The organism is Pseudomonas sp. TE3644 (assembly GCF_056278815.1).
In genome coordinates, this window is sequence record NZ_JBWBQF010000001.1 from 437,222 (window position 1) to 450,156 (window position 12,935).

Sequence of the window (12,935 nt, forward strand, 5' to 3'; positions counted from 1 at the left end):
CTGGCGGCAGCGGCTACAGCGTCAGCTTTTTAGGTACCAGGCCTGCTGCTGCGCCTCGGTCTGGAAGGTCCAGGCCACAAAGCGGCTCTGCTTCTGCCCCTGGCCCATCTCGACCACGCGCACCTGCACGGCCCCCGCCTTCTTCAGCGCTACCTGGATCGGCGGCAGGTTCGAGGCCTTGGACACCAGGGTACTGAACCACAGCACCTGCTGGCCCACCCCCACGCTTTCATTGATCAGCTGGGTCACGAAGCGAATCTCGCCCCCCTCGCACCACAACTCATTGCTTTGCCCACCGAAATTGAGCACCGGCAGCTTGCGCTTGGGGTCGGCCTTGCCCAGGGCGCGCCATTTGCGTTGGCTGCCACGGGTGGCCTCTTCCAGGGAGGCGTGGAAGGGCGGGTTGCACAGGGTCAGGTCGAAGCGCTCATCGGCCTTCAGCAGGCCTGTGAGGATGTGCCTGGGGTTTGCCTGCTGACGCAGGCTGATGCCCTTGTCGAGCTTGTTGGCCTGCACAATGGCCTTGGCCGAGGCCAGGGCCACGCTGTCGATGTCCGAGCCGGTGAAGTGCCAGCGGTAGTCGCTGTGGCCCAGCAGCGGGTAGATGCAGTTAGCACCTGTGCCGATGTCCAGCGCACGCACCGAGCTGCCACGGGGGATCTCGCCACCGTTGGTTTCAGCCAGCAGGTCGGCGATGGCGTGGATGTAGTCGGCGCGCCCGGGGATGGGCGGGCACAAGTAGCCCTCCGGAATGGTCCAGTGCTGGATTCCGTACAACGCCTTGAGCAGGGCACGGTTGAACACCTTGACCGCCGCCGGGTTGGCGAAGTCGATGCTTTCCTTCCCGTAAGGGTTGAGGATCACGTACTGGCCCAGCTCGGGGCTGCTCTTGATCAGTTGTGGGAAGTCGTAACGGCCTTGATGGCGGTTGCGGGGGTGGAAGGTGGGTTTGCTGGGGGCGGACATGAGGGGATATTTCCGTTGTCCGTACGGGCCCCTTCGCGGGCAGAGCCCGCTCCCACATGGGGTCCTGTGTTCACAAAACCTTGTGGGAGCGGGCTCTGCCCGCGAAGAGGCCGCCGGAGGATTTACAGGCTGGCGATGCGCGCGTGCTGCTCGGCCAGCTTGCTCAGGGCTTGCTCGGCCTCGGCCATTTTGGCGCGTTCCTTGTCGATCACGGCAGGCGGCGCCTTGTCGACGAAGGCTGCGTTGGACAGCTTGCCGCCCACGCGTGCCACTTCGCCTTGCAGGCGCTGGATTTCCTTGTCCAGGCGCGCCAGTTCGGCGTCCTTGTCGATCAGGCCGGCCATCGGCACCAGCACTTCCAGCTCGCCGACCAGCGCGGTAGCGCTCAACGGGGCTTCGGCGCCGGCTTCCAGCACAGTGATGGATTCGAGCTTGGCCAGCTTCTTCAGCAGGGCTTCGTTCTCCACCAGGCGACGCTTGTCTTCGGCGCTGGCGTTTTTCAGGAACAGCGCCAGGGGCTTGCCCGGGCCGATGTTCATTTCGCCACGGATGTTGCGCACGCCCAGCATCAGGCCTTTGAGCCACTCGATGTCGTTCTCGGCCGCCTCGTCGATGCGTGCTTCATTGGCCACTGGCCAAGGTTGCAGCATGATGGTCTTGCCTTCCGCGCCCACCAGCGGCGCCAGGCGCTGCCAGATTTCTTCGGTGATGAACGGCATGAACGGGTGCGCCAGGCGCATGGCCACTTCCAGTACGCGCACCAGGGTGCGACGGGTGCCGCGCTGACGCTCGACCGGGGCGTTCTCGTCCCACAGCACAGGCTTGGACAGCTCCAGGTACCAGTCGCAGTACTGGTTCCAGATGAACTCGTACAGGGCCTGGGCGGCCAGGTCGAAGCGGAACTGGTCCAGCTGGCGGGTCACTTCGGCTTCGGTGCGCTGCAGCTGCGAGATGATCCAGCGGTCCGCCAGGGACAGCTCGAAGGCCTCGCCGTTCTGGCCGCAGTCTTCGCCCTTGTCCAGCACGTAGCGGGTAGCGTTCCAGATCTTGTTGCAGAAGTTGCGATAGCCTTCCACGCGACCCATGTCGAACTTGATGTCGCGGCCGGTGGAGGCCAGCGAGCAGAAGGTGAAGCGCAGGGCGTCGGTGCCGTAGCTGGCGATGCCGTCGGCGAACTCGTCGCGGGTCTGCTTCTCGATCTTCTTCGCCAGTTTTGGCTGCATCAGGCCGTTGGTGCGTTTCTGCACCAGGGCTTCCAGCTCGATGCCGTCGATGATGTCCAGCGGGTCCAGGACGTTGCCCTTGGACTTGGACATCTTCTGGCCCTGGCCATCACGTACCAGGCCGTGCACGTAGACGGTCTTGAACGGTACCTGCGGGGTGCCGTCCGGGTCTTTGACCAGGTGCATGGTCAGCATGATCATCCGGGCAACCCAGAAGAAAATGATGTCGAAACCGGTGACCAGCACGTCGGTGGAGTGGAATTTCTTCAGGAACTCGGTCTGTTCCGGCCAGCCCAGGGTGGAGAAGGTCCACAGGCCCGAGCTGAACCAGGTGTCCAGCACGTCGTTGTCCTGGTTCAGGACCACGTCGGCGCCCAGGCCGTGCTTGGCGCGCACTTCTTCTTCGCTGCGGCCTACGTAGACCTTGCCCGACTCGTCGTACCAGGCCGGGATGCGGTGGCCCCACCACAGCTGACGGCTGATGCACCAGTCCTGGATGTCACGCATCCACGAGAAGTACATGTTCTCGTACTGCTTGGGCACGAACTGGATGCGGCCGTCTTCCACGGCGGCAATCGCAGGCTCGGCCAGCGGCTTGGTCGACACGTACCACTGGTCGGTCAGCCACGGCTCGATGATGGTGCCCGAGCGGTCGCCCTTCGGCACTTTCAACGCGTGGTCGTCGACGCTGACCAGCAGGCCTGCGGCGTCGAAGGCGGCAACGATTTGCTTGCGCGCTTCGAAACGATCCAGGCCGGCGTACTCGGCAGGCAGCGAACCGTCGACGCTGTCGTTCAGCGTGCCGTCCAGGTTGAACACCTGGGCAGCCGGCAGCACGTTGGCGTTCTTGTCGAAGATGTTCAGCAGCGGCAGGTTGTGGCGCTTGCCGACTTCGTAGTCGTTGAAATCGTGAGCCGGGGTGATTTTCACGCAGCCGGTGCCGAATTCAGGGTCGCAGTAGTCGTCGGCGATGATCGGGATGCGGCGGCCGACCAGCGGCAGCTCGACGAACTGGCCGATCAGGGCCTGGTAGCGCGGATCATTCGGGTTCACGGCAACGGCGGCGTCGCCCAGCATGGTTTCCGGACGCGTGGTGGCCACGATCAGGTAATCCAGGCCTTCGGCGGTCTTGGCGCCGTCGGCCAGCGGGTAGCGCAGGTTCCACAGCGAGCCTTTCTCGTCGTGGTTCTCCACTTCCAGATCGGAAATGGCCGTGTGCAGCTTGGTGTCCCAGTTGACCAGGCGCTTGCCGCGGTAAATCAGGCCGTCCTCGTGCAGGCGCACGAAGGCTTCCTTGACCGACTCCGACAGGCCGTCGTCCATGGTGAAGCGCTCGCGGGTCCAGTCCACGGACGAGCCCAGGCGGCGGATCTGGCGGCTGATGTTGCCGCCCGACTGATCCTTCCACTCCCAGACTTTTTCCAGGAACTTCTCGCGGCCCAGGTCATGGCGGTTCTGGCCCTGGGCTTCGAGTTGGCGCTCTACCAGCATCTGGGTGGCGATACCGGCGTGGTCGGTACCTGGCTGCCACAGGGTGTTGCGGCCCTGCATGCGGCGGAAACGGATCAGGGCGTCCATGATCGCGTTGTTGAAACCATGGCCCATGTGCAGGCTGCCGGTGACGTTCGGCGGCGGGATCATGATGGTGTACGAGTCGCCCGCGCCTTGCGGAGCGAAATAGTTCTCGGACTCCCAGGTCTGGTACCAGGAAGTTTCAATGGCGTGCGGCTGGTAGGTCTTATCCATGCTCGGCGGGACCCTAATAGGCATTTATTCAGGAAAGCCGATTAGTATAACGGGGATGGGCCGGGATCGGTAGGCGCTATCCTCGCAGTCCCCCCTGTGGGAGCGGGCTCTGCCCGCGAAAAGGGCGCCGCGAGCATTCAGGCATTACGCGGTGTGCCTTTCGCGGGCAGAGCCCGCTCCCACAGAGAAAATCAGAGTAAGTCAGGGCTCACGGGTTGAGCAGCCGTTCCATGCGCGCTTCCAGGCGGCGCTTGATTTCGGTCTCGATGTGCGGGGCGAAATCGTCGATCACGTCTTGCATGATCAGTTGGGCAGCGGCGCGCAGTTCGGCGTCCAGATGCAACAGGGTGTCCTGGCGGTTCTGGGCCGGGGTGGGCGGTGGCGGCGGGGCAGGCTCAGGCGCGGCCTGGGCCTCGGCCTTTTGCTGGGCTTCGAGCTGGTCGAAGAGCAGCGGGATCTGTTCGGCGCTGACCACGGTATCGGTCAACAGCGGCGGTTGCAGGGTATCGTCGCCGAGCAGCTTGCGGATCGACTCGAGGTCGTCCAGCAGGTGCGCGGACTTGGGCAAATTGTTCGCAGTGTCCATCGTTGGCTCAGAGTCGCTGTAAGCGGTGATCTTGCAGAGGATAGCCCTGTTCACGGTAGAAACGGAAACTCTCCCGTGCGGCCTGACGAATTGCAGGGTCTTCGACCACCACTTCGGCCACGCGGGCGAAGCGGCCGACGAAGGCAGGCACTTTCAGGTCCAGGTTGACCAGCAGGTCCTGGTGGCTGGCGGGTGCGTCGGCAAGGCCCAGGGCGATGACGGCGTCCGGGTCTTGTTCAGCCAGGCTATGGGGCACGAAGCTTTCGCCCTTGAACGCCCACAGGCGGGCGTCGAGTTGCTCGCGCTGCTCGGCGTCGCTGCAGTGCAGGTACACCCGGTGGCCCAGGCGCCAGGCCTTTTCCACCAGCTTGCAGGCGAAGTCCAGCCGCGCTGCGGGCAGCGGGCTGGGCAGAATGTAGAAGTCGACTTTGGTCATGGTTCGCCAGTCAGTAGTACGCAGGCCTGTAGCCGCTGCCGCAGGCTGCGCTGGCCCTGCAATGCACTGGAGATCTCCAGCGTACGTCAGGCCAGCGCAGCCTGGCGGCAGCGGCTACGGGTATTACATCACACGCCAGCGCGGTCCAGCAGGTACTGGGTCAGCAGGGGCACTGGGCGGCCAGTGGCGCCCTTGTCCTTGCCGCCGCTGACCCAGGCGGTGCCAGCGATGTCCAGGTGCGCCCAGGCGTAGCTCTTGGTGAAGCGCGACAGGAAGCAGCCAGCGGTGATGGCGCCGCCTTTCGGGCCGCCGATGTTGGCGATGTCAGCGAACGGCGAATCCAGTTGTTCCTGGTATTCCTCGAACAGCGGCAGTTGCCAGGCGCGGTCATCGGCTTGCTTGCCGGCTTCCAGCAGTTGCTCGACCAGCTCGTCGTTGTTGCTCATCAGGCCCGTGGTGTGGCCGCCCAGGGCGACGACGCAGGCGCCGGTCAGGGTGGCGATGTCGATCACCGAGGCCGGCTTGAAGCGTTCAACGTAGGTCAGGGCGTCACACAGCACCAGGCGGCCTTCGGCGTCGGTGTTGAGGATTTCAACGGTCTGGCCGCTCATGGTGCTGACGATGTCGCCCGGGCGCGTGGCCTTGCCGCTTGGCATGTTCTCGGCGCAAGCCAGCACGCACACCAGGTTGATCGGCAGCCTGAGTTCCAGCACGGCACGCAGGGTGCCGAACACGCTGGCGGCGCCGCACATGTCGTACTTCATCTCGTCCATGCCGGCGGCTGGCTTGATGCTGATGCCGCCGGTGTCGAAGGTGATGCCCTTGCCCACCAGCACGTGCGGTTTTTCGGACTTCTTGCCGCCCTGGTAGTTGAGCACGATCAGGCGAGGTGGCTGGTCACTGCCCTGGGCCACGGCCAGGAAGGCGCCCATGCCCAGTTCCTTGAGTTTCTTCTCGTCGTGGATCTCGACCTTGAGGTTCTTGTGTTCCTTGCCCAGTTCCTTGGCCTGCTCGGCCAGGTAGCTTGGGTGGCAGACGTTGGGCGGCAGGTTGCCCAGGTCGCGGGTGAAGCTCATGCCGGTGGCGATGGCGCTGGCGTGGGTCACGGCGCGCTCGACATCGGCCTGGCTGGCCTTGTCGGTCAGCAGGGTGATTTTCTTCAGGGCGCGAGGCTCGGCCTTCTTGCTCTTGAAGCGGTCGAAGACGTATTCGCCGTCCTGCAGGGTTTCGGCCAGCAGGCGGGCCTTGGCGTAGGCATCACGGCCTTTCACGCCCAGTTCGTCCAGGGCCAGCACCGCGTCGCTGCCGCCCAGGCCCTTCAGCGCGCCCAGCACCGCGGCGCCCAGTTTGCGCCAGGCGCGGTCGCCCAGCAGTTCGTCGGCGCCGGTGCCTACCAGCAGCACGCGCTCGGCTTTCAGGCCCGGCAGGCTCTGCAGCAGCAGGGTCTGGCCCGGTTTGCCGGTCAGGTCGCCGCGCTTGAGGATGGTGGCCAGGGCGCCGCCGCTCAGTTCGTCGACTTTCTTGCCCACGGTACCCAGCTTGCGGCCTTCGCCCACGGCGACGACCAGGGTCGCGGTCTTCAGGCTTTCAGCGCTGACGCTTTTTACAACCAATTCCATTTCCGGGTCCCCTAATGAACTGTCGAAGTGCGCAGCCCCTGTCGGGTGCGCCTTGAAGCAGCCTGGCACGGCCAGGCCAAAGGTCCCAGTTTGACCCTTGCCGGCCGGGCCTGACAACCCTTCGCGCAGGCTTTGCGTAACTGTGTGTGCACGCGAAGTGACAGGCAGGCCCAATCACAGGATAATGCGCCAACTTTTTTGCGGTTCGCGTTGAGCGAGCCCACCCGTAGAAGTGTCAGCTATGTATCCCTTGTTCGGCCGTCTGAGCCTGACAACCCTGGAGTGTCCGGTTTGATCGTCTTCCGTTATCTGTCCCGCGAAGTCATGCTCACCCTCAGTGCCGTCAGTGCGGTACTGCTGGTGATCATCATGAGCGGGCGCTTCGTCAAGTACCTGGCCCAGGCCGCCTCGGGCGCCCTGGACCCGGGCGTGCTGTTCCTCATCATGGGCTATCGCCTGCCGGGCTTCCTGCAGCTGATCCTGCCGTTGGGCCTGTTCTTGGGTATCCTGCTGGCCTACGGCCGCCTGTACCTGGAAAGCGAGATGACCGTGCTGGCTGCCACCGGCATGAGCCAGCAGCGCCTGCTGGCCATCACCATGGCCCCCGCCGCGCTGGTCGCGCTGATTGTGGCCTGGCTGAGCCTGAGCCTGGCGCCCCTGGGTGCGCAGCAGTTCTCCCAGGTGCTCAACCAGCAGGACGCCATGACCGAGTTCGACACCCTGGAGCCAGGCCGCTTCCAGGCCCTGCGCGACGAAAGCCGGGTGACCTACACCGAGAGCATGAGTGACGACCGCATCAACCTGGGCGGCGTGTTCATCTCGCAGAAGCGCCTGGGCCAGGACGCCAAGGACCGTGGCATCACCCTGTTGCTGGGCGAGAAGGGCCGCCAGGAGCGCCGCCCCGACGGCAGCCGTTACCTGATCCTGAACAACGGCTACCGCTACGACGGTATCCCCGGCCAGGCCGACTACCGCGCCATCCAGTACGAAACCTACGGCGTGATGCTGCCCAAGCCCGAGGTCAGTGAAGAAGTCACTGACCGCGATGCTATCCCCAGCAGCAAGCTGTTCTCCGGCGAGGCCAATGATCCTGCCGAACTGCAATGGCGCCTGTCGCTGCCTTTGCTGGTGTTCATCGTGACCCTGATGGCCGTTCCGCTGTCGCGGGTCAACCCGCGCCAGGGGCGCTTCCTCAAACTGCTGCCGGCGATTCTTCTGTACATGGCGTACCTGACTATTCTGATCTCGGCGCGTGGCGCCATGGAGAAAGGCAAGATCCACTCCTCCCTGGGGCTGTGGTGGGTGCACGGTCTGTTCCTGGCCATTGGCCTGGGGCTGATGTATTGGGAGCCGTTGCGCTTGAAGATGGCCAGCCGCCGTTCGCTGGAGGTGGCCCGTGGTTAAACTCGACCGCTACATCGGCAGCAGTGTGCTGATGGCGATCCTGGCCGTGCTGGGCGTCATCCTCGGCCTGGCCACGCTATTTGCCTTCATCGACGAAATGAGCGACATCAGCCCTACCTACGGGCTGGTCGACGTCGCTTGGTTCGTGCTGCTGACCGCGCCGCGCCGCCTGTACGACATGCTGCCCATGGCGGCCCTGATCGGCTGCCTGATCGGCCTGGGTACCCTGGCCAGCAACAGCGAACTGACCATCATGCGCGCCGCCGGCGTGTCGGTGTCGCGCATTGTCTGGGCGGTGATGAAGCCCATGCTGGTGCTGATGGTGTGTGGCCTGCTGGTGGGCGAGTACGTGGCGCCCGTCACCGAAGCCAAGGCCCAGGCCGACCGTTCCCTGGCCCAGGGCATCGGTGACGCGCAAAGTGGTCGCCACGGCCTGTGGCATCGCGAAGGCGAGCAGTTCATCCACATCAACACGGTGCAGCCCGCTGGCCTGTTGTATGGCGTGACGCGCTACACCTTCGATGACCAGCGCCATATCAAGACCGCCAGCTTCGCCAAGAAGGCCCAGTACGGCGATGGCCACTGGAACCTGACCGACGTGGCCACCACCGTGTTCCATGGCGACCGTACCGAAGTGATCAACAGCCCATCCGAAGAGTGGGACGTGACCGTGACGCCGCAGCTGCTCAGCACCGTGATCATGGCGCCGGAGTCGCTGTCCATCACTGGCCTGTGGAGCTACATCCACTACCTGTCGGACCAGGGGCTGCGCAACTCCACCTATTGGCTGGCGTTCTGGACCAAGATCCTGCAACCGCTGGTGACGGCGGCGCTGGTGCTGATGGCGATCTCGTTCATCTTCGGGCCGCTGCGTTCGGTCACCCTGGGCCAGCGTGTGTTCACCGGTGTGCTGGTGGGCTTTACCTTCCGCATCGTTCAGGACCTGCTGGGCCCCTCCAGCCTGGTGTTCGGCTTCCCGCCGCTGCTGGCGGTGGTGCTTCCGTCGCTGTTCTGTGCGGTGGTGGGGTGGTGGTTGCTGCGCCGCGCGGGCTGATACTTCAGCGATAGAAAACCGCCTTGTAGCCGCTGCCGCCAGGCTGCGCTGGCCTGAGTGAACCCCTGATATTTCCAGTGGGGCACAGGGCCAGCGCAGCCTTCGGCAGCGGCTACGGTTATGCCTTGCGCTTGGGGATATGCACCAGCTGCGTCCCCGAATAGATGTCATGCCAGCCACGCTTCTGCTTGTCGATCAATGCCCACCAGAACCCCGCGCCGAAGCACAGCCACGAACCGATGGCGACGATGAAGCGCAGCAGCGCCTGCCAGATCGTCAGCGCGGTGCCATCAGGGTTCTGCACGCGCACGCCCCACACCTGCATGCCCAGGGTCTGCCCGGCGTGCATCCAGAACTTGGCGAAGAAGGCGAACAGGGCGCAGAACAGCAATGTCGACAGGAAGGGATCGCCATCCAGCGAGCCGGATTCCGACAAGGCACGCAGGCGTGCCTCGCCGATGAACGCCATCATGATCAGCTTGTAGACCAGCGTGGTCACCATCAGCAGCGCAATGCACAGCAGGAAGTCATACAGCACGGCGGCCATGCGGCGGCCGAACGGGGCGGGGGCGAAGTCACCTTGCGGGGTCAGTCGTCGGGTCATCCTTGGCTCTCCATGAGGGGTGCGATCAAATCCCGGGCACAAAAAAGCCCCTGGCGTTCCCGGCAGGGGCTTTTTTCAGCAACGAGACGAATCAGCCTTCGGCTTGAACTTCGTCAGCTTGCATGCCTTTCTGGCCTTGAACGGCGATGAAAGTCACTTTTTGGCCTTCTTTCAGGCTCTTGAAGCCGTTGCCCTGAATAGCGCGGAAGTGCACGAACAGATCCGGACCGCTTTCTGGAGTGATAAAACCAAAACCTTTCTCGTCGTTAAACCACTTGACGGTACCGCTCTGACGTGTAGACATTTTCTTATTTCCTTGGAACTTGAATTGGTGACAGCTTCTTTCAGGTGAAAGAGATACTGGGCTGGTTGCAGGAAAGTAAGAGCCGTCGAACGGGTTGTAGCAATACTCAGAGCTACTGCCCAGGTCACGAACCATAGCGACCCATGCAAACACAGTGAGGAAACTCTACGCTAACTTCGGGAAGAAAAACAAGCCCTCGCGAGCGCTGGATTTCCACCTTTTTTACCGCTGTTCGAGCCTTTTCCTGCGGGGGTTTCCGACCTTTTCATTCAGGTATTTTCGAATGATCTTGGGTCAGGTCGAAATCGAATAAAACACGCGGCGTATGTCGGCTCCATGACAGCCCGACGGGCTGCCATGGTAAGGCGCTTATCCGCGGTAATAGCGCTGTGCCACAAACGGCATCTTGCTGACCTTCATCGCTACCTTCTTGCCACGCACGATGGCCCACACGGGGGTGTCGAGCGCGGCGTGGGCGGTGTCCACATAACCCATGGCTACCGGGCCTGCCAAAGTAGGGCCAAAGCCGCCGCTGCACACGGTGCCGATGATGGCGCCGCTGTCGTCGACGATCTCTGCGCCTTCGCGCACCGGGGTGCGCTCCTGAGGCAACAGGCCCACGCGCTTGCGGGCCACGCCGCCTTGCTGCTGGGCGAATACCGCCTCGGCGCCGGGGAAGCCACCGGCACGCGCGCCGTCGGCGCGACGGGCCTTGGAGATGGCCCACAGCAGGCTGGCCTCGATGGGCGTGGTCTGCTCGTTCATGTCGTGGCCGTACAGGCACAGACCGGCTTCCAGGCGCAGCGAATCACGTGCACCCAGGCCAATGGCGGCCACTTCCGGTTCGGCCAGCAGGCGTCGGGCCAGGGCCTCGGCGTGGGCGGCGGGCACGGAGATTTCGAAGCCGTCTTCACCGGTGTAGCCCGAGCGGCTGACGTAGCAGTCCACGCCCAGCAGGGCCACGGGGGCGAACTGCATGAAGGTCATCTGTGCCACCTGCGGCGCCAGGCGCGCCAGCACGGTCACCGCTGCAGGGCCTTGCAGGGCCAGCAGGGCGCGCTCTTCGAACAGAGGCTCGATGGTGCAGCGGGTGCCAATGTGGGCTCGCAGATGGGCCAGGTCCTGGTCCTTGCACGCAGCGTTGACCACCAGGAACAACGTGTCGTTGCCCAGGTTGGCCACCATCAGGTCGTCGAGGATGCCGCCCTGCTCGTTGGTGAACATGGCGTAGCGCTGCATGCCCACGGGCAGGTCGATGATGTCCACCGGCACCAGGGTTTCCAGGGCAGCGGCAGCGTCGCTGCCGGTGAGGCGGATCTGGCCCATGTGCGACACGTCGAACAGGCCGGCCTGTTCGCGGCTGTGCAGGTGTTCCTTCATCACGCCCAGCGGGTATTGCACGGGCATGTCATAGCCGGCGAACGGCACCATGCGGGCGCCCAGTTCCAGGTGCAGGGCGTGCAGCGGCGTTTGTTGCAGTTGTTCGGACATCGTTGACTCCAGAATTCCAGAAAGAGGGGTTCAACACTCGATGATGTTGACGGCCAGACCGCCGCGGGCGGTCTCCTTGTATTTGCTTTTCATGTCGGCGCCGGTCTGGCGCATGGTGCGGATTACCTTGTCCAGCGACACGTAGTGCACGCCGTCGCCGCGCAGGGCCATGCGCACCGCGTTGATGGCCTTGACCGAGCCCATGGCATTGCGTTCGATGCAGGGCACCTGCACCAGGCCGCCGATGGGGTCGCAGGTCAGGCCCAGGTTGTGTTCCATGCCGATCTCGGCGGCGTTCTCGACCTGTTGCACGCTGCCACCCATCACCTCGCACAAGGCACCGGCGGCCATGGAACAGGCCACGCCGACCTCGCCCTGGCAGCCCACTTCGGCGCCGGAGATGGAAGCGTTTTCCTTGTAGAGAATGCCGATGGCGGCGGCCGTGAGCAGGAAGCGCACCACGCCGTCCTCGTTGGCACCGGGCACGAAGCGCATGTAGTAATGCAGCACAGCCGGGACTATGCCGGCGGCGCCATTGGTGGGCGCGGTCACCACGCGACCACCAAAGGCGTTTTCTTCGTTCACCGCCAGGGCGTACAGGTTGACCCAGTCCAGCACCGACAGGGCATCGCGCAGGGCCGCTTCCGGGTTCTTGCACAGTTGGCGGTACAGCGCCGCCGCCCTGCGCTTGACCTTCAGCCCGCCCGGCAGGATGCCCTCGTTGCGGCAGCCAGCCTCCACGCAGTCCTGCATCACCTGCCAGATGTTCAGTAGGCCGCTGCGGGTTTCGGCTTCCGGGCGCCAGGCGCTTTCATTGGCCAGCATCAGCTGGCTGATGGTCATGCCCTGCGCCGCGCAATGGGCCAGCAGTTCCTTGCCCGTCTTGAAGGGGAAGGGCAGCACCGTGGTGTCTTCGACGATGCGGTCAGCGCCCGCCGCGCCTTCATCCACCACGAAGCCACCGCCCACCGAGTAATACTCGCGGCTGCGGATCTCCAGGCCATATTCGTCCAGGGCACGGAAGATCATGCCGTTGGGGTGGAAGGGCAGGGGTTTACGGATCATCAGCAGGTGCTGTTTTTCGACGAAGGCGATGCTGTGTTCGCCCAGCAGGTTGAGGCGGCCGCTGTCGCGGATCGTCTGCAGGCGGGCGTTCACGGTTTCGGTGTCGACGGTGTCAGGGTGCGAGCCTTCCAGGCCCAGCAGCACGGCCTTGTCGCTGCCGTGGCCTTTGCCGGTGGCGCCCAGCGAGCCGTAGAGCTCGGCTTTGACGGTGGCGGTGGCCGACAACAGGTCGTCGCGGCGCAGGCCCTCGACGAAGCGCGCGGCGGCGCGCATCGGGCCGACGGTGTGGGAACTGGAGGGGCCGATGCCGATCTTGAAGAGGTCGAAAACGCTTAAAGACATACAAGTTCTCCAGGGGCTGGCATGGGAACGGGGTGGCCTTTTCCCGAGCTTCGCTCGGTCCCACACCGGTCGCGGCAGTTGAATCAATGAGATCA

General features: G+C 64.1%; 11 protein-coding genes. 2 read left to right on the top strand and 9 right to left on the bottom strand.

The window, feature by feature from the left end; genetic code table 11:
• Positions 1 to 21: 21 nt before the first annotated feature.
• The 5 genes from rlmF to ACZ9GA_RS01965 all read right to left on the bottom strand — a co-directional run bounded on the left by rlmF (position 22) and on the right by ACZ9GA_RS01965 (position 6,576).
• Positions 22 to 966 carry a 23S rRNA (adenine(1618)-N(6))-methyltransferase RlmF gene (gene rlmF / locus ACZ9GA_RS01945; RefSeq protein WP_457357500.1) on the bottom strand — a complete coding sequence of 315 codons (945 nt, stop codon included), beginning with the start codon at positions 964 to 966 and terminating at the stop codon, positions 22 to 24.
• Positions 967 to 1,088: 122 nt separating this feature from the next.
• Positions 1,089 to 3,935 carry a valine--tRNA ligase gene (locus ACZ9GA_RS01950; RefSeq protein WP_457357498.1) on the bottom strand — a complete coding sequence of 949 codons (2,847 nt, stop codon included), beginning with the start codon at positions 3,933 to 3,935 and terminating at the stop codon, positions 1,089 to 1,091.
• 208 nt (positions 3,936 to 4,143) lie between these two features.
• Positions 4,144 to 4,521: a DNA polymerase III subunit chi gene (locus tag ACZ9GA_RS01955; RefSeq protein WP_457357496.1), complete on the bottom strand. Its 378-nt coding sequence runs from the start codon at positions 4,519 to 4,521 to the stop codon at positions 4,144 to 4,146.
• Between the two features lie 7 nt (positions 4,522 to 4,528).
• Positions 4,529 to 4,957: a DNA polymerase III subunit chi gene (locus tag ACZ9GA_RS01960; protein WP_457357494.1), complete on the bottom strand. Its 429-nt coding sequence runs from the start codon at positions 4,955 to 4,957 to the stop codon at positions 4,529 to 4,531.
• Positions 4,958 to 5,085: 128 nt separating this feature from the next.
• Complete coding sequence (locus ACZ9GA_RS01965; protein ID WP_457357492.1) at positions 5,086 to 6,576, bottom strand: leucyl aminopeptidase; 1,491 nt, start codon at positions 6,574 to 6,576, stop codon at positions 5,086 to 5,088.
• Positions 6,577 to 6,867: 291 nt separating this feature from the next.
• Between ACZ9GA_RS01965 and lptF the strand changes: the two genes are divergently transcribed.
• Together lptF and lptG are read left to right on the top strand one after the other, a co-directional pair.
• Positions 6,868 to 7,980 (top strand): LPS export ABC transporter permease LptF, encoded by a 1,113-nt coding sequence (lptF, locus tag ACZ9GA_RS01970; RefSeq protein ID WP_457357490.1) that lies wholly within the window; start codon positions 6,868 to 6,870, stop codon positions 7,978 to 7,980.
• Positions 7,973 to 9,034 (top strand): LPS export ABC transporter permease LptG, encoded by a 1,062-nt coding sequence (lptG, locus tag ACZ9GA_RS01975; protein ID WP_457357489.1) that lies wholly within the window; start codon positions 7,973 to 7,975, stop codon positions 9,032 to 9,034. Before lptF ends, lptG begins: the two co-directional genes overlap by 8 nt.
• A gap of 118 nt (positions 9,035 to 9,152) precedes the next feature.
• Here the strand turns inward: lptG and ACZ9GA_RS01980 are convergent, their stop codons facing one another.
• The 4 genes from ACZ9GA_RS01980 to ACZ9GA_RS01995 all read right to left on the bottom strand — a co-directional run bounded on the left by ACZ9GA_RS01980 (position 9,153) and on the right by ACZ9GA_RS01995 (position 12,840).
• Entirely contained in the window at positions 9,153 to 9,638 is a 486-nt protein-coding gene (locus ACZ9GA_RS01980; protein WP_457357487.1) for an RDD family protein, read from the bottom strand.
• A 91-nt stretch (positions 9,639 to 9,729) separates the two neighbouring features.
• A complete protein-coding gene (locus ACZ9GA_RS01985) occupies positions 9,730 to 9,942 on the bottom strand; it encodes a cold-shock protein (protein WP_045196397.1) in 213 nt (70 codons plus the stop codon).
• A 369-nt stretch (positions 9,943 to 10,311) separates the two neighbouring features.
• Positions 10,312 to 11,433, bottom strand: coding sequence for a glycine cleavage system aminomethyltransferase GcvT (gene gcvT, locus ACZ9GA_RS01990; RefSeq protein ID WP_457357486.1), 1,122 nt, complete (start codon positions 11,431 to 11,433; stop codon positions 10,312 to 10,314).
• Positions 11,434 to 11,463: 30 nt separating this feature from the next.
• Positions 11,464 to 12,840, bottom strand: a complete 1,377-nt coding sequence (locus tag ACZ9GA_RS01995; protein WP_457357484.1) for an L-serine ammonia-lyase — start codon at positions 12,838 to 12,840, stop codon at positions 11,464 to 11,466.
• Positions 12,841 to 12,935 lie beyond the last annotated feature (95 nt).